Consider the following 22,145-nt stretch of genomic DNA (forward strand, 5'->3'; position numbering starts at 1 on the left):
AAAATTTCAAATTTTACTTTTCCTTATCATTTCCACTGAACTTCATCAAAAATCATTAAAGCTTCTTTAGCATTACCCCAGTAAGCTTCGAAATTTGGTTTTTCTATTTTAAACTCGCCCCAAGATTGTAAAATTTTAGCAGGTTTTACTTCTTTATTTACTGGATATTCATAGTTTTGATTAGTCAAAATCTCTTGTGCTTCTTTTGAAAGCATAAATTCTATAAATTTAATCGCAGCTTCTTTATTTTTAGAAGTTTTTAAAACACCTATACCGCTTACATTTATATGCGTTCCTCTACCATCTTGGTTTGGAAAAATCACCTTTACTGAATTTGCAGCTTCAATATCTTTAGGATTTTTTGAATTTGCCAAATGCCCTAAATAATAACTATTTGAAATAGCCACATCACCTTCTTTAGCATAAATTGCACGAATTTGATCACGATCTCCGCCTTTTGGGGTGCGTGCAAGATTATTTGCTATACCTTGTGCCCATTCTTTTGCTTTTTCTTTACCCAAAGTATCTATCATAGCACTTAATAAAGAAATATTATAAACATTATTTGAACTTCTTACTAAAACTTTACCTTTAAATTTAGGATTAGCTAAATCTTCATAAGTTTTAATCTCTCCGTCTTTGATTCTATCTTTAGAAGCAATGATGATTCTAGCTCTTGTAGTAAAAGCATACCATTCGTTATTTTTACCTCTTAATTCTTTTGGAGAAAGTTTTTCTAAAGTAGGTGAGCTAACTGAAACAAAAAGATTATTTGTGCGAACTTGTTCTAAATTTCCCGCATCAGCTGTCATAAATAAATCTGCTTTTGAATTTTTACCTTCTACTTCTAATCTTTTAGCAAGCTCATTAGCTTTAGCTTGCACTACATTAATACTAATGCCTGTTTTTTCTTTAAATAATTTAAAAATACCCTTATCAGAATCATAATGACGATGAGAGTAAATCGTAAGCTCTTGAGCACTCAAGCTCATAGCTGCTAATAAAGATAACAAAACCACTTTTGCTTTCATTATAATTTTCCTTCTAACTAATTTTTGAAATTGATAAGGATTATTATATTAATAATTGTCTTTATACTTGCTTAAATTGATATACATAATCAATTTTGTATTTAATTATATAAAATTAACATAAATCAAGATATTTTTTATCTCATTTTTATACAATGCTTAAAAATATTTTACAGGAGTTTTTACATGAGACAAGAACAAATTCAAATCATTAAAGATTGTGTGCCAGTTTTACAAAAAAATGGAGAAGTTTTAACAAAAGAATTTTATAAAATCATGTTTGAAGAATATCCTGAAGTAAAACCTATGTTTAATATGGAAAAACAAGCTTCAGGCGAGCAACCAAAAGCTTTAGCAATGGCTATTTTAATGGCAGCAAAAAATGTAGAAAATTTAGAAAATATGCGAAGCTTTGTTGATAAAGTGGCTATCACTCATACAAAATTAAATGTTAAAGAAGAACATTATCCTATAGTTGGTGCTTGTCTTTTAAAAGCTATTAAAGTAGTGTTAAATGCAGATGAAACTACGCTAAAAGCTTGGGAAGAAGCTTACAAAGCTATCGCACAATTTTATATAGATATTGAAAAAGAAATTTATGCAAAAGCTAAGTAATAATAGGCTTTGATTTTCAAAGCCTAGAATTTCTCTACTGCATTTTTTGCTAGTTCTTTAATATCGCCTTTTAATTCACAAATTTGACCATTTTGTGCAAGTAAAATTCTATCAGCCATATCAAAATACACATCATCATGAGTTATAGCAAATATAGTAATACCTTTTTGTTTTAAAAGCGGTAAAAGCTTAGTATAAAAAAACTTTCTAAACATAGGATCTTGATCAGCTGCCCACTCATCTAAGATCAAAATATCTCTTTTTTCAAGTAAAGCATTAAGCATAGCAAGACGCTTTTTTTGGCCAGCTGAAAGTTTTATAGTACTAAAAGTATTTTCTATAAGCTCTACTTTTTCATTTAATTCTAAAATTTTAAGCCAATATGCTAAATCCTCTTTGCTAAATTTCTCATCTTCTAAAACATGCTCAAATAAATGAAAATCACTAAAAATAGCACTAATTAAACTTCTATATTCGTAAATATTTTCTGTGGTAATTTTTTCATCATCTAAAAAAATACTCCCTTTAAATTCCGTAAAAAGTCCAGCTAAAATCATAGAAAAAGTAGATTTACCACTACCATTTTTGCCTATTAAAAATACACATTCACCTTTTTTGAGTTCAAAATTTACAGGTTTTAGAGTAAATTTTTCATTATAAGCAAAAGACACATCTTTAAAACAAAGTTTTTGCCAAGTTTTTTTGTTTTGACTAAATTTAAACTCATGAGAATAGTTTTTTAAATTTAAATTTGAAATTTTATCTAAAGCAATTTTTGCCATCATAAGCGTAGGAAAACTTCCTATCATAGCAGCAAGTGGTGCTCTTAAAAAAAGCACACTTAAAGCAATAGTCGTAGCATTTTGCAAACTAGCAAGCTCATAATTTAAGGCTATATAAAACTCCACTCCTACTAAAGCTAGCATGGCACTATTGCTCCAGTTGTTTGATAAAATATGCAAGATATTTCCTATGGTAGAACTTTTTTTCTTTTTTAGGGCATTTTTTTCAAACTCATTTTCATAGTAATGTTTAGCTCTTAAAGGATTTAAGGTTAATTCTTTATGTCCTTGTAGAATATTTTGATAGTTTTTTTGCAAAGCATCATCATTTTCCCTAGCATTTTTAAAATAAAAATACACTTTGCTCATTAAAAAATTATCCACTATAAAAACACATACCATCCACACTAAACACAAAAAGAAAATTTCCAAAGAAAGATAAGCCATATAAATACTTACACATACAATCAAAACACTTGATTGTATAAATTCAGGAAGTCTTAAAAGCCCAAAAGAAATACTACGCACATCATTATTTAAAGAAGCTAAAATCCTTGCTTTAGTTGTATTTAAAATGCTTAACACACTTGTATCTAAAATTTGTTTTACAACCCTTCTTTGCATTTTAAAAATAAAATTTTGCCCAAAAGCACTTAAAGTAATTTCTACAAAAGAAGAACTAGCAAAAAATACAAGCAATAAAAGCACAAAATACACAATAATACTTGAATTTCCAATACTAGATTTCAGCAAAAATTCATTAATAAATACTAGAGTTAACACTCCTAATACACTTGTTAAGACACTAAAAAATAAAAATAAAATAATTTTAAATTTGTTTTCTTTAAATAAAATTAATATAAATTCCATCTATCTTAACCACATTTTTTAAAATTATATCTTAAAAAAATTTTCTTTTATATTTTATTATGTTTATATTTTATTAATTTTATTTATTTTTAAAAATAAAAAGTTATGATTATAAATAAAACATATACCATTAAAAGGTTAAACGATGGTTAGCTTTCATAATTACATTGTTTTATCCGGCGTTGCCTTGTCTTTGATATTTAATCAAATTTTTGCTTTGCCAAGTGGTGGTAAATTTACACATGGAAGTAGTGGAAATATCAATATACACAACAACACTATGAACATCCATGGACATGGAATAAATTCTGTAATCCAATGGGGAGGTGGATTTAACATCGGCAAAAACGAAAGTGTAAATTTTAATGGTAATAGCAAAAACTACTTAAATATAGCACATGGTGCAAATAAATCTATCATTGAGGGTATATTAAACGCAAATGGAAAGAATATTTTTTTAATTAATCCAAATGGTGTTATTATCACAAAAACAGGTATTATAAATGCCAATCGTTTTATAGCTTCAACTTCATCAATAAATAATCAAACTATGCAAGATTTTGCTAGTGGAAGAATTGATGCAAATACTTATTCACCCATTATAAAACCAAATGAAAATGGTGGAAATATAATTAATATGGGTATGATTAATGCAAAAGATGTTGTTTTCTTAGGCAACAAACTTTTGTTAAATTCAAATATACAAAATTCTAATCCTATAAATACAATCAACGCACAAAATATTAAACTTGTAGGAAATGAAGTTGATATTGATGTCTCTAACATTAATGCAAATTTATTACAAAAATTAGAAGTTAGTGCAAAAGATAGAGGTTCTATATATCTTAATGCTAGTGGTTATTATTATAATGTAAATTCTTTTAATGTATTTAATAAATTTATAAGCACAAATTATCAAAATATAAAACATAATCAAAACACATTTAATATATATAAATTTATTGGCATAAGTTCAGATCTTGATTGGTGGCATTTTGCAAAAGGTTGGAATGAAAATAAAACAAATTTTAGAACCACAGCAAATGAATATAGATTAATTCAAGATATAGATTTTAAGGGCAAAAATTATGCAAATTATTGTATAGATGGTTTTGGTTGCACTAATATGATAGTTGGTTATAAAGGGATTATTTATGATGATAATTATAATATCTTAGAAAATAATAGCTTTGCAAATAAAACATTTAATGGGCAAAATTTTTCTTTGAAAAATATCAATATAGATACATCAAAATCACAAGAAAATGTTACAAATGTAGGAATATTTGGACATATTGAAAATTCAAAATTTAAAAATATTTTAATTGATTATAATAATGGTTTTATTAAAACAAATTCAACAAATAACTTATACTCTGGTGGATTTGCTGGAATTTCAAATAAAAGTGATTTTGAAAATATAGAAATAAAAAACATTTCATCTATTTCAAACCAAGCTAAAGATTTATCATATAATGGTGCTTTTATAGGATACATAGGTGATGGTAATTTTAATAAAATAAAAATTGACAATATAAAAAATATTAGTGGAATTAGCCTAAATGATAGATCCCATGTTGGTGGATTTTCAGGAAGTATTTTTGATGGAAAATTTAGCAATATTAATATACTCAATATAGATAATATTATAAATAATAAAACAAATAAAGTATCCTACACTGGCGGTTTTGTAGGCGAGATTTGGTCTGGAAATTTTCAAAATATAAATTTAAGCAATATAAATAACATACAAGGTGAATTTGTAACAGGTGGATTTGCTGGAAATGCATTAGAAGCTACTTTTTCTAATATAAATGCAACTATAACTAATATCACATCTTCATATAATTCATCAAGACATGCTTATGCTGGTGGATTTATAGGTAGTATTGATTCTAGCAATACTACTTTTAAAAACATAAACTTAAGTGTAAATACCATTAAAAGCATTAATAGTGATTCTAAAAATTCATTTATATCAAACAACGACAATGGAAATGCTTATGCTGGTGGGTTTACAGGTTTTGCTAATGGTGGTATATTTGATAATATAACCATAAAAGTAAAACACATAGAAAGCATTAATGATAACACTATTGAAGATACCCGTGCTGTAGCTGGAGGATTTGCTGGAAAAATAGAAAGCTATAGAAATGATAAACTATCATTTAAAAACATTACCATTGAAAATATAGACAATATCATAGCAAAGCGAACTCAAAATAAAAAAGGAATTGCTGATGCTGGTGGGTTTATAGGATGGATACAAAGCGAAGGAAAAAGTAGTTTTGAAAATATAAGCTTATATAATATAAAAAACATACAAGCTAAAAGTTATAATCACTATGTGAGCGCTGGTGGGTTTATAGGATATATAGAAGGAAGTTCGATTATTAACAAACTAAACTTAAATTTCAAAAATATTTTTTTATTTTTTGAAAATAATGCTATTATAAATGCTACTAGCATCGGTAATGGTAAAAACTCGAGTGGAAAATTTATAGGCGATGATAATAGCCACACAAAATTTTCATTTGATAATTTTTTCATTTATCATTATAATAAAGATTTTACCAATGCTAATTCTGATTCAAATTATTGGAATGATATAAATATTATTCCTTACAATGATTTAGATAAAACAACTAAATATCAAGAATTTTTAAGCAAAAATTATACTATAGCAAGACCCATTATACAAATTCCAAAAAACCCTACATTTTCAAACAAACCAAAGCAAAATTATCCAAATATAGATAATATTTTAAAACAAGAATCAATACTTAGCAAAGATGATTTAAACAATTTAATTATAAAAAATGAAATTTTAATAAAGCTATTAAAACAAGATTATAAGCTATATCTTGATACTTTAATGAGTATGTTTTTAGAAAAAGACTATGATAAAATGACACAAGATGAAAAAATTAATTTTGTTGAAAAATATTTCATAAAAGATACCAAAAACAGCAAAAATGAAGCACTAAATATAGTTCAATCTTTGGATTTTATAAGTGCTTATAGAAAAAATGGTTTATCTAATGCTAAAGAAGATAAATTTGAAAATGGAGTTAAAAATTTTTATATTGAAAACATACAAACACAAATAGATAATATTCTTAGCAAGAAAATATTTATCTCAAATGTAATATATGGAGAATTAAAAGATATTATTTTAAATTCCAAAAAGCTTATAGAACAATTACAATACATAAAAACACAACTACAAAAAGCAGAAAAAATATATAATGAATATATACAAAATATTGACCAAGTTAATTCACAAGAACTATCACAACTACTTAAAAACATTAAAATGCTAAAAAATTATCAAGATATTATCATTTCAAAATTAAATTTAACATCCATAAAAAATAAAATAGAATACAAAAATAACAATGGTAGTTTCTCAATAATAGGCAGTTTTGGACAAAAGCCTTATGATCCAAATTTAGAAAATATATCATTAAGTCCAAGTGCATCAATTAGCTTTGCTATACCTAGCATAAGTAAAAAAAATAAAGATATTATTTATATTCCTACCATATTTAATAATAATTTTGATTATTTCTTTTTGTTTAATTCCTTAGGGGATGAACTCATAAAAAAAGAAATTTATAAAAATGAAATACAAACGCTTAAAACACAAAAAATCAAAAAAACATGTGTAGTAAATGATAATTTCAAAGTTATGAATCCTTGCGTGGATTAAAAAGGAAACTAATGATTAAAATTATTATTGGTATTTTCATTCTAGCAAATATGCTACTAGCTAATGCTAATAAAAATCCAAACGAGGATAAACCTTGCAAAAAAGAATTTACAACTCATTATAAATTTTTTATCGCCAATAAAGACATAAATTTTAACAAATTAAATATAAAAGAAGAACACTTGCAAGATCTTATACTTGAATTTAAAAATAAAAAATTTGATTTTAATGATTTGCAAGCTATTGCAAATATAGTAGCTTATTATTTTCAAGTAAATGGTTATCCTGCAGCAACAATTTATGTCCCAAATCAAAATTTCGAACAAGGAACTATACAAATTAATATCCTTTTAGGAGTATTTGGAAGGCATATTATAAAAAACAATACAACTATAAAAAATCATTTCATAGAAGCAAAACTTGATAAAAATTTAAAAGGTAAAATTATCTCTACCCAACTTATAGAAGATAGTGCTTACAAGGTTGATGAAATGTATGGAGTGCAAACTCTAGCAGGCTTACAAGCTGGAGCACAAGTAGGACAAACTGATGTTATCATAGAAGTAGAACCTGATACTAAAGCTAATGTTTTAATGTATGCAGACAATTATGGTATAGAAAGCTCAGGAGAATATAGAGCAGGTATTAGTATGGGATTTAATTCTATATTTAATATGGGAGATTATTATAATTTTTATTTACAAAGTTCTAGCCAAAGACAGATTAATTATGGAGCAAGTTATACTTTCTTTTTGGGGAATTTAAAAATTACCCCTAGTATATCACAAGGAGGTTATTCTTTAGGCGGAATATACAAAGAAGTTGGTTTTAGCGGAACATCAAGAAATTTTGGAGCAGATTTTTCATACCCTATATGGATTAATACTTATTCATCTTTTTATGTGACTTCTAGTTTTTTTCATAAGATATTAAAAGATCAGCCTTTTTCAAATATATTTGATAACAGCATTGACAAAAGCTCTAATGTAGGAAGTTTTGGTTTAGAAGGTTTATATAGAAAATATAATAATACATTTATATATAGTGCTAAAATAACCATTGGTAAAGTAAATGATGATGGTGTTAGTGCATTTGGAAATACAAACAAGAGTGGAGCTAAAGGCTTTGGCTGGTTTAGAAAACTAAATACTAGTTTAAATAATTATTATAGCTTTAATGAGTATATCACTCATACTCTTAGTGTAAATTATCAAAAAGTATTAGGAAATTTTGAACTTGATTCTTCTGAAAGTTCTTCTTTAGGTGGAGCTTATGGAGTAAGAGCTTATGATAATGGAGAAGGTGATGGAGATAATACCATAGTAGCTAATTTTGGTGTAAGAATAAACATACCAAATACAAATTTTTATTTCACTCCTTTTTATGATGTAGGTTATGCTTGGTATGAAAAATCTGGAGATAGATCAGAAGATGATTATTTTTTAGATGCTGTTGGTTTGCAAATTCTTTATAATAAACCTAATGAGTATTATATAAAATTAGATGGAGCAAGAGCTTTACATAAATACAAATACGATGATGATCATAGAATGAAATTATATTTAAGTGGTGGGTTGTATTTTTAATTACCACTTAAAAAATAAACCCTACTAGCTAAATCTTTAAAGGCTTTTGATTGAACTAAATTTTGGCAAGATTTTGATTTTGATGTGCTTTTAAATTCACTTTGGCTTAAAGATTTTAAAGCCTCATCTAATTGATTTTTAAAGGATTGGTTTGCTGGATCTTTTAAAAGTTGATTTTTTAAATTAGCGATATTTTCTATTTTATTTTTTTGTGTATTATCATTACTTAAGGCTAAAAGCAACACGCTTTCTTTATCCACAAAAAGCACTTTAAAACACTGCTCATCATTTCCTACGCTAAAATCAAGCTCTTTGGTGGCATTTTGTAAATTTGATAAATCCTCATTTTTTACATTAGCAACATTACTCATCAAAGCAGTACTTGAAAGACTCTCATTTTTTATCACATAAGTGCTAACATCATTTATAAAAATTTTAAGATTACCTAGAGCTTGTGCTGAATTTGCCTCATCTTTACTCGCACTTAATTTTGGCAATGCAATAGCAGCTAAAATTCCTAGCATAATCACAACAAAAACAAGCTCCATAATAGTAAATGCTTTTTTCATAATATCCCTTGTAAATTTTTAACCTTAGGACTTATAAGTTCATCTTCAATACTTACAAATTCTTTTCTTTCATAAGCCTCACAAGCTGCTCTTGCTATCATTAAAGCATTATCTGAGCAATACTCAAGTGGAGCTAATAAAAGCTCGCACTGATACTTTTTGCATAAATTTTCAACCTGAGTTCTTAAATTTAAATTTGCACTAGCACCACCCACTATACCAAAACGCTTAAATTTATACTCTTTAAAAATTTTTTCTAATTTATGCATTATATGTGCTATAGCTGCTTTTTGAAAAGCAAAAGCAATTTTACATTTACGATCTTGAGTAAGCTCTTGTTTTAAAATTTCTAAACGAACTTGATTTTTAAGTCCTGAAAAACTATAGGCTAATTCTTTAGAATGAAGCAAAGGTATGCTAAATTCTATATCATCGCATTTTACCTCTTTAGCTAATCTTTCTATAATAGCTCCTCCAGGATACCCCAAATTCATCATTTTAGCCACTTTATCAAAACTTTCCCCAAAGCTATCATCACCTGTTCTTGCTAATTCACTAATACAACCTAGCTCATCAACAAAAAGCACCATAGTATGCCCGCCACTTACAAGCAATACCCCCATATCAAAATTTGCCTTTTTATCTAAAAATAAAGAATAAATATGCCCTTTTAGATGATTAATTGCTATTAAAGGCAAATTCAAACCTACAGAAAGTATTTTTGCCATAGCCACCCCACCTACTAAACTCACACTTAATCCAGGCTCATTTGTAACCGCTATAGCACAAAGTCTATTAAAGTATTTTTGGCATTTTTCTAAAATTTTAGGCAAAGCTTGACTATGCAATCTTGCCGCAAGCTCAGGCACAACTCCTCCGTATTTAGTATGCTCTTCATCTTGAGAAATCTTAGCATAAAAAATACATTCAAAATTATCCTTATTTATAATAGCAATAGAACTATCATCGCACGAACTTTCTATGGCAAGGATTAAATTTTTCATTGAAATTCCACTAAAATCATACCAATAAATTTATCTTTTTGCTCTGCTTTTTCTATAGCAGTAGTTGGTATATTTACTTTTTTAATTTCTTTGGAATTAATCCTTTTTTCTAAAACCTGCTCGGCTAAATTTGCATTTTTCAACTCATAAAATTCCACACGAAAAATTTTTCTTTTTTTATCTAAAGAATAACGATTTTGCATTTGGTTTTTACTAATTAAAATACCACTTTCATCTTTACCTCTATCAAAACCTATAACATTAGCCCTAACACCTATAATTGAAGGAATTTTAAAATTTTCTTTTACGATAATTTTTTGTGCAAATTTAGTTTGCATGCTTTTACCATCTACTATAAGTTCTATAGTATCTAAGGCATTGGAAAATTCAAAATATTCAGGATAAATTCTAGTTTGTAAGCGATTGCCATAATTTACAGAATATGAATTTTTTCCTGCTACTACTGCTGTAATTTCATTACTTGCTTCATAATTTAATGCTTGATTTATCGGAAAAGGCAAAAAATTTATCGTATTAGCTGGCTTATCAAGATAAAGTAAAATTTTATCATTAAAAAGTTTAACCTCTAAAGGTTTTTCAATAGCTCTATAAACTCCATTTGGAGTTAAATCAAAAGTCCTTTGAAATTCTATATTTGCTTTTTTTAAGTAATACTCCACCGCCAAAAGATGATAATACACCCTTAAATGTGTTGGTAAATTTTTGCTTGCTTCGTTTGCAAAAGCAGCTTTGTGATTTGATACTACAAAATAAGTTAATGCTTTAAGCATATCTTTATCATTGCTTTCTTGGGTTTTGGTATTTTTTAAATGATATTGATGTTCTTCTTTGATTAAAGCTTTGTTGATATTTTCCACTGCTTCTTTGGCTATATTTTCCAAATCTGCATATTTAGTAGAATTTACTTCGCTTTGATCGATAATGCTAGTATTACCCCAACGATTTGGATTTTTGTCTTTACTTTCATATTTTGGCCTATAAAATCCACTTCCATCATGTAAATTAATCACCATATTTACTTCAGGATCTAAAATAAGTTTTTTTATACGCTCTATGGTATAAAAATCAGGATCACTTTCATCTATATGAGCAAATTTTCTATTCAAATCCCCAAAATTTCCTCTATTCCTAGCTATAATGCTTTCAAAAGCTAAATTGGGCGCAACGATGATTTTACCCTTAGTGATATTATAATCACTCAAAAGCAAACTAGCAGCATGAAAGCCACCTGGCTCATCTCCTTGTATACCTCCAAGAATTAAAACCGTATTATTATCATCTAAACTTTTTCCGTTTTCTTTGACACTAAATTCTAAGGCAAAAACTGCATTTATAAAAATCAAAATACCTAAAAAATATCTCACTTCATTTCCTTATCTAAATAAAGCCTTACTTGTTTATCATACTCAAAAACATCTTCTATTTGGTTAATCTTTGGCACGCCAAAATGATCTAATGCTTTAAAAACCCCTTTGTAAATATCCAAAAAATGTGCTTTATGTGCTAAAAATTTATACACCATGTATTCATTTGCACTATTAATAACCACACCCAAATCAGGTTCATTTAACAACTCATCTTTAAGTGAAAATATAGGATATTTTTTTAAACTAATCTTCTCAAATTTTAAACTTGGCATAGCTAATAAATCTAAATTTTCTATAAAGCTTTGATCACATTCATCTAAAATTGCTTGTGCTATAGATAAACGCATATTTGCATGAGAAAAATATGCACTCATTCCGCCATCTTTAAATTCGCACAAAGCATGCACCAAAGATTTCCTTTCTATTAAAGCATCTATTTGCTTAATGCCATAAAGATGATAAGCTTCTATGATTTCAAAAAGTTTATTACACATACTAGCACTATCTATAGTTATCTTAGCTCCCATAGACCAATTTGGATGTATAAGCGCTTCTTTCACACTAACATTTTTTAAATCTTTGATTTTATATTTATAAAAAGCTCCTCCGCTTGCTGTAATAAAAAGCTTTTTTATATTTTTTTTCTTTTCTATAAGACATTTTAAAGCCGCATGCTCACTATCTATAGCCTTTATTTTTGTAGTATCAAAAAATTTCCCTGCTACCACTAGGCTCTCTTTATTTGCTAAGGCTAAATTTTTGCCAAGTTTTTGTGCCATTAAGCTTGAATTTAATCCTGCAAAACCCACAATAGCATTAACCACTAAAGAACTTTTACACTCAGCTATCATCTCTTTTAAACCATCTTGAGCGAAAAAGACTTTATCATGATTAACCAAGGCTTTATCTTTTTCATCTTGAATACACACAAATTTAGGCTTAAAAATAGCAATTTGTTCGTTTAAAAGCTTAATATTTTTACCGCATGATAAAGCCTCGATTTTTATATTTTTAGATTTAGCAATAAAAAGAGTATTAACCCCTATACTTCCAGTGCTTCCAAGAACAATCATACTAAAGTTGCCATTGCAAATGCTGCAATAATTACAGCATCAATTCTATCTAAAATTCCCCCGTGTCCTGGGATTAAATTACCACTATCTTTAATATCTGCTTGTCTTTTAAAATAACTCTCAAGCAAATCCCCAATCACAGCAAAAATAGCCACAATTAAAGATACATAAATGCTTTTTATCACACTAAATTCAAAAGAACCAACTATAGTTCCAATGATTGCTGCACATGCTATACCACCTACAACACCTTCTAAAGTTTTATTTGGGCTTGTCGGTGAAAAAGCTCTTTCACCAATTAATTTTCCTATAAAATAAGCCCCACTATCACAAGCAACAACAATCACTATAAGCCAAAATAAAACAAACATACCCTCATAGCTTAATACTTGATAAAGCATTAAAATAGGCAAAGTTGGGTATATATAAGGCATAAGCTCATTTAAATTTTCACTTTTTTTATAAACTAAATATCCTAAAATTAAAATCAATGCAAAAATCCCTATAAAAAAAGGTTTATCTAAAAAAGCTCCAATTGCAAAAATACATAATGCTATAAAAACACTTGCATATTTACTATTAAACATTGTTTTTGCTTCATTAAATGCTAAAAACAACAAAACACCAAAAATAATAAAATTAATAAAAAAATTATCTACTAAAGCGACAATAACAATAGCAGCTATCATAACAGCAGCACTAAAAATTCTTGTTTTTGAAAACATTTTTAACCCTTTTATATGCTTAAATCTAACAAATGAGAACTTTTGCTTTTACTAGAAAGTTCATCTTGAGTTTGTTCTTCTTCATCTTCACTAGTTTGCTCTTGATGGTGTTTAGAATGTTTTTTTTCTTCCTCTTGTCTTTCTTTAACCTCATCACTTACCTCATGACTTTGATTAACTTTTTCAAGTTTTTCAACCGCTTTTTCTTTTGCTTGAAATTCACTCATATTAACCAAAGTAGCAAAAGAATCTTTTGCTAGTTCATTACTTGCTTGTGCAGAATGAATTGGTGCATTTTGATTGGCAAAGTGTATGCCACCTATAGGACTTATAGGCATTTTTACTCCTTTAAAACGCTCAAGGTTTTGTAATTTGTATAATTTACAAAAGCTTTTTCTTTAACTTTAACAAAATTCTTACTAGTATAATCGACCAAATAAGCTCCAGAGCTTAATTTAGAAAATTCCACACAAAGTTTTGCTGCAAATTCTAGCACTAATTGACTTATTTTTAATTTATTTGAAGTAATGATTACATGTGCACTAGGATAATCTTTCACATGCAACCAAATATCATCTTTTTTAGCTATTTTTAATAAATACTCATTAGCTTTTTCATTACGACCTACACTAATTTTAAACTCATCAAAATAAAAACTACTAATTCCTGCATTAATTTCTTCTTTTTTAGTTTTTTTGGTTTTTTTAGGCATTAAAACTTCAAGTTCTCGCAAAGAAGTGCTTTTAAAAATCAATTCTTTTAAATTTACAAAAAAATCAAGCTTTTCATTTAAAATTTCTCGCTCTATATTTATATTTTTTGCTTTTTGCTTTAGTTTTTTTGCTATTTTATAAAATTCATTCGCACTATTTTTAGGATTATCTTCGAGTTTAAAAGAAAGTTCTTTGCCGTTAAAATCTTGCAAAATAAATTCTCTTTGATAATCTTTTAAAGAATTTAAATTAGCAAATAAAACATCTGCTTTTTGACTTAAATCCTGTGCTTTTTTTAATAAATTACTTTCTTGTTCTAAATTTTCTATATTCTCTTTAAGGCTTAGAATTTTTTTATCCACATTTAAAAGTTTATTTTCTTTAATATCCTTTAAACGAACTTGCTGTAATTTTTTAGCACTTTCCTTAAAATATACATCAAAATCATCAATCTTTACAAATTCTTCTTTGATTTCATAAGCTTTTAAAGCTTGAAGTTTTTCTCCTATTTTTACAACACGATAACTTTTATCTATATGGCGTAAAGCCTCTATGATAATATCATTAGTATCTGTGATGATTGCATTAGTATTTTTTCCTGTAAATTCAAAATAAATCTTAGCTTTATAAGCTTTGTAAGATTTTTCTGATAAAACTTCAAAAGATAAAATTCTATTATTTTCTAAAACCTCTAAATTTAAAATCTTTGCATTAGAAAAGTATTTTTTTAACATAAAATCAAAAGGTGCATTATAAACTTTTGCTTGAAGTTTTTCTTGATAAATTCCACTCTTACCACGCGTTAAATCTAGTATAAAAATATGATGATTTAAACTAAGCTCTAAGATATTATCATCAAGGCGTTTGAGATAATTTATTCTTTGGAATTGTTTAAAATAATCTTTTATTTGTATTAAATCTGTATATTTCATAAATATATTATAAAATATTTTGATGAATTTATGAGGTTTTTTATGAATGAAAAAATTCCTTATCCTTGTGTGATTTTATGCGGTGGAAAGTCTTCTCGCATGGGAGAGGATAAAAGTTTATTACGCGTTGATGATAAAAATTTGACACTTTATCAATACGAAAAATTCTTAAATTTTTTTTCTAATGTCTACATTAGTTCTAAAAAAGATAAATTTCATCAAAAAAATTTACCTTTAATTTTAGATGAAAATGGTTCATGCTACTCCCCGCTTATTGCTTTAAATTCTATATTTAAACATTTTAAAAACACTTATATTTTTATCATTAGCGTTGATAGTCCAAATATTAGCAAAGAAAGTATTTATAAACTTTTTAATAATTTAAAATCACAAAATATGCTTTTAGCAAAAACAAAAAACCACAAACACTATTTATGTGGCTTTTACCATAGTAAAAATCATGAAAAATCTATGCAATTTTTACAAGAAAATAATCACAAATTAGCTCTTTTTTGTGATACAATGAATGCTGAATTTATCGAATTTAAAAACGAAGATGAATTTATAAATTTAAATTATAATGAAGATTATAAAAAGTGGCTTTATGAAAAAAATAATACTATTAATTCTTTGTCTGTTTAATGTTTTTGCAAATGAAAATTTAATCCAACAAGCTTTAGAATACGAAAAACAAGGTGATTACAAAAAAGCTATGCAAATATATAAAGATTTAGCTTTAAAAAATAATTTAGCCTTAAAAAAGGAACAAAATTTAACAAAAGAATACTCAATGGATGATTTTAACCCAAGAAACGAAGCATTAGCTAATTATCTTGGTACAGAAAAATCCAACAATCCTTTTGGTATTAGTGCGCATAATCTTAGCTATTTTATGCCTGTTTCTTATAACTTTAGCAAAAGAGATTACAAAAACACCGAAACTAAATTTCAAATTAGTCTTAAAAAAACCCTTTTTGAAAATCTCTTAGGTTTAAATGAAAGCTACAATATAGCATATACACAAATTTCATGGTGGCAGCTTTATAAACATTCTTCTCCTTTTAGGGAAACAAACTACATGCCTGAATTTTTTATTAATTTTCCTATAAGCGGACATGGGGCTTTTGAAAATTTAAAAAATATACGCTTGGGCTTATTGCATGAATCAAATGGACAAGATGATCCAAAATCAAGATCTTGGAATAGAATTTATCTAAGCAATGCATGGTTTTTTGGAGATTTTGTGTTTATACCTAGAGTTTGGTTAAGAATCCCAGAAAAAGAAACTGAAGATGATAATCCTGATATAGAAAAATACTTAGGAAATTTTGATATCAATTTTGCCTATACTCAAGATAATTATTTCATTAATGTTTTATGGCGTAATAACTTAAATTTTTCAAACAATCATGGTGCTATAGAAATAAGCGGTGCTTATAAAATTTCTAATAATGGTTTATATCTTTACACCCAATATTTTAACGGATATGGTGAGAGTCTTATTGAATACAATAAATCTTCAAGCAGATTCTCAAGTGGAATTTTACTAATGTATTGACTAGAAAAATGAAAAAATATTGTTTTATTAAATTTATCATTGATAATGAAGAATCTTTTAAAAGATTATGTGATTTGTTTAACTATATCAAAATCTTAAAAAATGAAAATTTACAATTAGAAGATTTATATGCAGATAAAAACATACATAATTTTTATAGCGAAAAAGAATTAGAATACTTTTTACATGCAGATTGTTGGGAATTTGATGATATATTTGATTGTATAGGATGTGGGGAATATTATTTTCATTCTATAGAAAAAATAGAAAAAAATATTGCTAAGTTGTATTTTTATCCCACTTCTTTTCCTTATGGTGGAGTTGAGCCTATTATCGAATTTATAAAATCATTCCAAATGAAAATTTTAAGCGTTGATTGTGGATATATGGAAGAATTTGAATATTAAAAGCCTTAAAAGACTTTTAATATTCAAAGCAAACAAAAAGCTATTATACTGCCTAAAATAAGTAAAGATCCATTAAAACACACAAAAGTTGGTATACAAGTATCTTTTATATGATCACTTTGTTTGTCTGCGTTAAGTCCCACACTTACTCCTAGTGTTGTTTCACTAGCAGGCGATCCTGCATCGCCCAAAGCTCCAGCAACACCGATGATAAAAATAATCGCAGCAGGTGAAAAACCAAGCTCAAGGCATATAGGACAAAACAAAGCCGCTATAATAGGAATAGTCCCAAAAGAACTACCTATACCTATGGTAATTAAAAGTCCAATTGCTAACATGATAAAAATGGCTAAAAAGTGACTTTTTTCCATGAATGGCACACTAACTTTTACAAGATCAGCTATACCTCCACTTTGCTTTAAAACCTCTCCATAACCAGAAGCAACAAGCATTACAAAGGCTATGTAGCCCATGATTTTTAAACCATCATCAAAAACTAAATTTACCTTACTATATTCTACTCCGCCCAAAATTACCATTAAAACAAAACCTAAAAGTCCAGATAAAGGTAAATTGTGCGTTAAAATTTGCAAAATCAAAGTAAGCCCTAATCCAGCTAAAACGCCCCATTCTTTTTTACTCATTTTTAAATTTTCAAAATCCATTTTAGCGATTTGTTCTTCTTGATATTTTCTTGGCTTAGCATAAAATACAAACACAGCTAAAAACAAACCAACCAACATACAAATAGCCGCAAAAGCCATAGTTTGAGAAACCTCTCCTAAATTAATATTTACTCCATTTGAATTTAAATTATCCACAAGTAGGGTTTGAAAAATAAGCCCAAAACCTAAAGGCACTACCATATAAGGAGTAGTAAGCCCAAAAGTTAAAGCACAAGCTATAGCTCTACGATCTATTTTTAATTTATTAAAAAGCTTTAATAAAGGCGGTATTAACAAAGGTACAAAAGCTACATGAATAGGAATTAAATTTTGTGAAAAACAAGCAATACACGCCAAAGAAAGTATAAGTAAATATTTCCTATGTGAAATATAGTGTGCTACTATTTTGATCAAATAAGCAGTTAGGTTGGTTTTTGATATAGCTGCAGCCACTGCACCAAGTAAAATATAACTTAACGCAGTTTGTAAGTTTCCTTGCATACCATCAATTAAAATTTTCATAGCATCCATCATAGCTTGTGGAAGTTTTATAAAAAATTCCGCTAAAGTTAAATGCTCCATAGTCATAAATTTAGACCAAACACCCACAAAAAGTCCAGAAAGTAAAACACTAAGTAAAACATTAAATCTAAAAAAACACAAAAGCGTCATTAAAACAACGCCTATAAAAACAGGGTTAGTTAAAAGCATTATATTCCTTGAGTTAAAATAATTTCACATTTTAAATAATTTTATTTAAAATACTATTTAAGTTTTTAAAAATTTAAGCAAAAATTGCAAAATAAAAACATAAAATGATAATTTTTACTTTAATAAAGGAAGATAAATGAGAAGTGATGCGATCAAAAAAGGACATTTAAAAGCACCAAATCGCTCTTTACTTAGAGCGTGTGGTTTAAATGATGAGGATTTTAACAAGCCCTTTATAGGTGTAGCAAATAGCTATATAGACATTATCCCGGGGCATTTTTTCTTAAATGAATATGCAAAAATCATTAAAGATGAAATCCGCAAAAATGGTTGTATCCCTTTTGAATTTAACACCATAGGTGTAGATGATGGTATAGCTATGGGGCATGATGGCATGCTTTATTCTCTGCCAAGCCGCGAAATCATTGCAAATTCCATAGAAACAGTGATGAATGCACATCAACTTGATGCGTTAATTTGTATTCCAAATTGTGATAAAATCACTCCAGGTATGCTAATGGGAGCTTTAAGAGTTAATGTACCTACTATTTTTGTGAGTGGTGGGCCTATGCGTTCGGGCATAAACAAACACGGAGAAAAAATCAGTTTAAGCTCTGTTTTTGAAGCAGTTGGAGCATATGAGGCTAAAAAAATCAATGAAGATGATTTAAAAGATATAGAATGCAAAGCCTGTCCTAACGGGGGTTCATGCTCGGGTATGTTTACTGCAAATTCTATGAATACTTTATGTGAGGCTATGGGTATAGCATTAGAAGGAAATGGAACCATTTTAGCACTCACCAAAGAAAGAGAAGAACTTTTAAGAAAGGCTGCGCGTAGAATTTGTGAAATTGCTCTAGATGAGCGTTTTAAAATTCGCAATATCATCACTAAAAAATCCATCACCAATGCTTTAGTAGTAGATATGGCTATGGGCGGAAGCTCAAATACTATCTTACATATGCTTGCCATTGCTTATGAAGCGGGTGTAAATTTAGACATAAAAGAACTCAATTATATCAGTGCTAATGTAGCACATATAGCCAAAATTGCGCCTTCGCTAAATACAATATACATGGAAGATATACACAAAGCAGGTGGAGTAAGTGCAGTAATGGCTGAAATAGCTAAAAAACCTAAACACATTTTAGAACTTGATACTTTAGATATCAGCGGAAAAACTTTAAAAGAGCGTATTGAAAATGCTAGTATTAAAGATGAAAACATTATAAGAAAAATAGACAATGCCTATTCTAATGTAGGCGGGCTTGCTATACTTTTTGGAAATTTAGCCGAGCAAGGTTGTGTGATAAAAACTGCAGGCATTATGGGCGAGCGTAAATTTAAGGGCAAAGCGGTTTGTTTTAATTCTCAAGAACAAGCCATTAAAGGCATTATACAAGGCAAGGTTAAAGAAGGCGATGTTTGTGTAATTCGCTATGAAGGGCCAAAAGGTGGACCAGGTATGCAAGAAATGCTAAGCCCAACTTCATTACTTACTGGTATGGGACTTGGTGCTAAAGTAGCACTTATAACTGATGGCCGTTTTAGTGGGGCTACAAGAGGACTTAGTATAGGCCATATCTCCCCTGAAGCTGCAGAAGGTGGACTTATAGCACTTTTAGAAGATAATGATGAAATAGAAATTGATGTAGATAATTACACTATCAATGTAAATTTAAGTCAAGATGAAATCATCAAACGCAAAGCAAATTTTAAAATGCCAAATAAACAAATCAATTCAAGATGGCTAAGAATGTATCAAAAACTTGTAAGCAATGCTAGCAAAGGCGGAGTTTTGGATATAGATTGACAAAAAAGTGGCCGGGAGAAAGGGATTCGAACCCCTGGAGGTGTTACCCTCAACGGTTTTCAAGACCGCCGCTTTCGACCACTCAGCCATCTCCCGAGAAATAAATATATCAAGAATTAACATCGCATTGGAGGCGACATCCGGATTCGAACCGGAGATCAAGGCTTTGCAGGCCCATGCCTTACCGCTTGGCTATGTCGCCTTGAGTTACCAAAAAGTGGTGCCCGAGGCCGGACTTGAACCGGCACGGAAGAAAAATTCCGAGGGATTTTAAGTCCCTTGTGTCTACCAATTCCACCACCCGGGCGGGTGATAATGGAGCGGGAAACGAGATTCGAACTCGCGACCCCAACCTTGGCAAGGTTGTGCTCTACCCCTGAGCTATTCCCGCAAAAATTAAGTTAAAATTATACAATCTAAAACTTAATTTTAAATAAAACACTCATAAACTAAAACAACTAACAATTTAGTATAAATTTAATATTTTTCTTAAGTATTAAAGAGTAAAATGCCATCTTAATTTTCATTTAATTTAGGAGCTTTCATGTTTAATTTCAAAAGCCTATCTGGCAAACTCACAATTATAGCATGTTTTTTAATTGCTATTATACTAATAGTTGTAAACGCAATCAGCTATTATGAATCTAAAAAATCAACAAGCTATTATCTTGAAGAAATTCAAAAAAAGACTATGTTTGATGTTAATGAAGCATATCAAATTTATTCTGGCAGCAAAAGATCTGTTATCAATTCTGTCGCGTTATTTTTAGCAAAAAATCCTAATCCAAACGAGCATGAATTATTTTCTGTTTTAGAAACCATTCAAGTTGCAGGTGGATTTGATGTAACTTATGTTGGTTTTGAAAAAGATGGAAGTTTATATCAATCTAATAAAATCATTAGAAGCCCTGAAAAAACTGGTTTTGATGCTAGAAGTAGAAGTTGGTATCAAGAATCAAAAGCAACAGGAAAACTTTCTGTTTCAGAACCTTATAAGAGTATAGAAGATGGTTCTATTACTATTTCTTATACCGCACCAGTTTTTGTTAATGGTAAACTTCTAGCTGTTGTTGGTGGAGATTACAATCTTCATACTTTCTCCAAAGATGTATTAGTTCTTGGTAAATCAGCTGATTCTTATGCAGCAGTGTATGATAAAGAAGGATTGATTATTTTTCATGAAAACAAAGATCGTATGCTAACCAAAAATGATTTAAGTATCAACATAGCAAATGCCGTAAAATCAAACCCTGATTTAATCAACCCAAATAAACAAGATACTTTATTTTATGCTAAAGATGAAAACGGAAAAACACAAGTTGCAACTTGTGTGCAAAGTTTAAATCCTAAATATATGGTATGTTCTATTACAGATAATGCTGTATATACAGATGCTATAAATAAAGTTTTATTCCAACAAATCATCATTGCTATTATAGCTATTGTTATAGCTTTAATTTTAATTAGATTTGCTATTATTAAAAATCTAAGACCAATTGCCATTATCCAATCAGGCCTAAATTCTTTCTTTGATTTCATCAATCATAAAACAAAAGATTCTGCTTTAATCAATGTAAAAACTAATGATGAATTTGGAGCTATGGCTAAAGCCATTAATGAAAACATCACTAAAACTAAAAATGCATTAGAACAAGATACTAAAGCAGTAGAACAATCAGTAGAAACTGCTAAAGAAATAGAAAGTGGTAATCTAACAGCAAGAATTACAGCAATTCCTGCTAATCCTCAATTAATAGAATTAAAGAATGTATTAAATGAAATGCTTAATGTATTAGAAGCAAAAGTTGGTTCTAATATGAATGAAATTAATAGAGTATTTGATAGCTATAAAGCATTAGACTTTACTACAGAAGTTAAAAATGCTAAAGGTGGAGTAGAAGTTACTACTAATGTCTTAGGTCAAGAAATAGTAGGTATGTTAAGACAATCTTCTGAATTTGCTAATCTTTTAGCTACAGAAAGTGCTAAAT

The 22,145-nt window shown here is 28.5% G+C and carries 17 protein-coding genes, 4 tRNA genes and 1 pseudogene; 8 read left to right on the forward strand and 14 right to left on the reverse strand.

Annotation, left to right across the window (positions count from 1 at the left end; genetic code table 11):
- Positions 1–26 precede the first annotated feature (26 nt).
- Positions 27–1,031 carry a Fe(3+) ABC transporter substrate-binding protein gene (locus CPEL_RS08170; RefSeq protein WP_044599415.1) on the reverse strand — a complete coding sequence of 335 codons (1,005 nt, stop codon included), beginning with the start codon at positions 1,029–1,031 and terminating at the stop codon, positions 27–29.
- A 186-nt stretch (positions 1,032–1,217) separates the two neighbouring features.
- Here CPEL_RS08170 and cgb point away from each other — a divergent pair, with 186 nt between their 5' ends.
- Positions 1,218–1,646: a single-domain globin Cgb gene (gene cgb, locus CPEL_RS08175; RefSeq protein WP_044599416.1), complete on the forward strand. Its 429-nt coding sequence runs from the start codon at positions 1,218–1,220 to the stop codon at positions 1,644–1,646.
- Positions 1,647–1,669: 23 nt separating this feature from the next.
- Here the strand turns inward: cgb and CPEL_RS08180 are convergent, their stop codons facing one another.
- Positions 1,670–3,298 carry a multidrug ABC transporter permease/ATP-binding protein gene (locus CPEL_RS08180; protein WP_044599417.1) on the reverse strand — a complete coding sequence of 543 codons (1,629 nt, stop codon included), beginning with the start codon at positions 3,296–3,298 and terminating at the stop codon, positions 1,670–1,672.
- A 145-nt stretch (positions 3,299–3,443) separates the two neighbouring features.
- On the opposite strand from CPEL_RS08180, the gene CPEL_RS08185 reads away from it, so the two are divergent.
- Both CPEL_RS08185 and CPEL_RS08190 read left to right on the forward strand, forming a co-directional pair.
- Entirely contained in the window at positions 3,444–7,010 is a 3,567-nt protein-coding gene (locus tag CPEL_RS08185) for a filamentous hemagglutinin N-terminal domain-containing protein (protein WP_044599418.1), read from the forward strand.
- A gap of 11 nt (positions 7,011–7,021) precedes the next feature.
- The gene (locus CPEL_RS08190) at positions 7,022–8,596 is read left to right on the forward strand and encodes a ShlB/FhaC/HecB family hemolysin secretion/activation protein (RefSeq protein WP_084083579.1); all 1,575 of its coding nucleotides are present in this window, start codon (positions 7,022–7,024) and stop codon (positions 8,594–8,596) included.
- Here CPEL_RS08190 and CPEL_RS08195 read toward each other — a convergent pair.
- From CPEL_RS08195 to CPEL_RS08225, 7 genes are read right to left on the reverse strand one after another with little or no spacing between them, the layout of a single operon-like run.
- Entirely contained in the window at positions 8,593–9,165 is a 573-nt protein-coding gene (locus CPEL_RS08195) for a type II secretion system protein (protein ID WP_044599419.1), read from the reverse strand. The two genes, CPEL_RS08190 and CPEL_RS08195, sit on opposite strands and share 4 nt — an antisense overlap.
- A complete protein-coding gene (gene tsaD / locus CPEL_RS08200) occupies positions 9,162–10,169 on the reverse strand; it encodes a tRNA (adenosine(37)-N6)-threonylcarbamoyltransferase complex transferase subunit TsaD (protein ID WP_044599420.1) in 1,008 nt (335 codons plus the stop codon). Before tsaD ends, CPEL_RS08195 begins: the two co-directional genes overlap by 4 nt.
- Positions 10,166–11,554 carry a peptidoglycan D,L-carboxypeptidase Pgp1 gene (pgp1, locus tag CPEL_RS08205; RefSeq protein WP_044599421.1) on the reverse strand — a complete coding sequence of 463 codons (1,389 nt, stop codon included), beginning with the start codon at positions 11,552–11,554 and terminating at the stop codon, positions 10,166–10,168. Before pgp1 ends, tsaD begins: the two co-directional genes overlap by 4 nt.
- Positions 11,551–12,630: a 1-deoxy-D-xylulose-5-phosphate reductoisomerase gene (gene dxr, locus CPEL_RS08210; RefSeq protein ID WP_044599422.1), complete on the reverse strand. Its 1,080-nt coding sequence runs from the start codon at positions 12,628–12,630 to the stop codon at positions 11,551–11,553. Before dxr ends, pgp1 begins: the two co-directional genes overlap by 4 nt.
- The gene (locus CPEL_RS08215) at positions 12,627–13,355 is read right to left on the reverse strand and encodes a phosphatidate cytidylyltransferase (RefSeq protein ID WP_044599423.1); all 729 of its coding nucleotides are present in this window, start codon (positions 13,353–13,355) and stop codon (positions 12,627–12,629) included. Before CPEL_RS08215 ends, dxr begins: the two co-directional genes overlap by 4 nt.
- A gap of 11 nt (positions 13,356–13,366) precedes the next feature.
- Entirely contained in the window at positions 13,367–13,693 is a 327-nt protein-coding gene (locus CPEL_RS08220) for a hypothetical protein (protein ID WP_044599424.1), read from the reverse strand.
- Between the two features lie 2 nt (positions 13,694–13,695).
- Positions 13,696–15,000, reverse strand: a complete 1,305-nt coding sequence (locus CPEL_RS08225; RefSeq protein ID WP_044599425.1) for an NFACT RNA binding domain-containing protein — start codon at positions 14,998–15,000, stop codon at positions 13,696–13,698.
- A 42-nt stretch (positions 15,001–15,042) separates the two neighbouring features.
- Between CPEL_RS08225 and CPEL_RS08230 the strand changes: the two genes are divergently transcribed.
- Genes CPEL_RS08230 through CPEL_RS08820 form a run of 3 tightly spaced genes read left to right on the forward strand, consistent with a single transcriptional unit; the run spans position 15,043 to position 16,965 of the window.
- Positions 15,043–15,642: a molybdopterin-guanine dinucleotide synthase gene (locus CPEL_RS08230; RefSeq protein ID WP_044599426.1), complete on the forward strand. Its 600-nt coding sequence runs from the start codon at positions 15,043–15,045 to the stop codon at positions 15,640–15,642.
- Complete coding sequence (locus CPEL_RS08235; protein ID WP_044599427.1) at positions 15,605–16,558, forward strand: phospholipase A; 954 nt, start codon at positions 15,605–15,607, stop codon at positions 16,556–16,558. Before CPEL_RS08230 ends, CPEL_RS08235 begins: the two co-directional genes overlap by 38 nt.
- An 8-nt stretch (positions 16,559–16,566) precedes the next feature.
- Positions 16,567–16,965: a hypothetical protein gene (locus CPEL_RS08820; protein WP_148308791.1), complete on the forward strand. Its 399-nt coding sequence runs from the start codon at positions 16,567–16,569 to the stop codon at positions 16,963–16,965.
- 23 nt (positions 16,966–16,988) lie between these two features.
- Here CPEL_RS08820 and CPEL_RS08245 read toward each other — a convergent pair whose 3' ends face one another.
- Positions 16,989–18,341 carry a Na+/H+ antiporter family protein gene (locus CPEL_RS08245; protein ID WP_044599428.1) on the reverse strand — a complete coding sequence of 451 codons (1,353 nt, stop codon included), beginning with the start codon at positions 18,339–18,341 and terminating at the stop codon, positions 16,989–16,991.
- Positions 18,342–18,477: 136 nt separating this feature from the next.
- On the opposite strand from CPEL_RS08245, the gene ilvD reads away from it, so the two are divergent.
- Entirely contained in the window at positions 18,478–20,154 is a 1,677-nt protein-coding gene (gene ilvD, locus CPEL_RS08250) for a dihydroxy-acid dehydratase (RefSeq protein ID WP_044599429.1), read from the forward strand.
- A gap of 8 nt (positions 20,155–20,162) precedes the next feature.
- On the opposite strand, the gene CPEL_RS08255 is transcribed toward ilvD, so the two are convergent.
- The 4 genes from CPEL_RS08255 to CPEL_RS08270 all read right to left on the reverse strand — a co-directional run bounded on the left by CPEL_RS08255 (position 20,163) and on the right by CPEL_RS08270 (position 20,545).
- Positions 20,163–20,250, reverse strand: a tRNA-Ser gene (locus CPEL_RS08255).
- A 32-nt stretch (positions 20,251–20,282) separates the two neighbouring features.
- Positions 20,283–20,356, reverse strand: a tRNA-Cys gene (locus tag CPEL_RS08260).
- A 16-nt stretch (positions 20,357–20,372) separates the two neighbouring features.
- A tRNA-Leu gene (locus CPEL_RS08265) sits at positions 20,373–20,461 on the reverse strand.
- Between the two features lie 9 nt (positions 20,462–20,470).
- Positions 20,471–20,545 (reverse strand) — tRNA-Gly (locus CPEL_RS08270).
- A 300-nt stretch (positions 20,546–20,845) separates the two neighbouring features.
- On the opposite strand from CPEL_RS08270, the pseudogene CPEL_RS09835 reads away from it, so the two are divergent.
- Positions 20,846–21,436: pseudogene (locus tag CPEL_RS09835) on the forward strand (cache domain-containing protein); the annotation flags it as partial.
- Between the last annotated feature and the right edge of the window lie 709 nt (positions 21,437–22,145).

This window comes from Campylobacter peloridis LMG 23910 (genome assembly GCF_000816785.1).
GTDB classification, from domain to species: domain Bacteria; phylum Campylobacterota; class Campylobacteria; order Campylobacterales; family Campylobacteraceae; genus Campylobacter_D; species Campylobacter_D peloridis.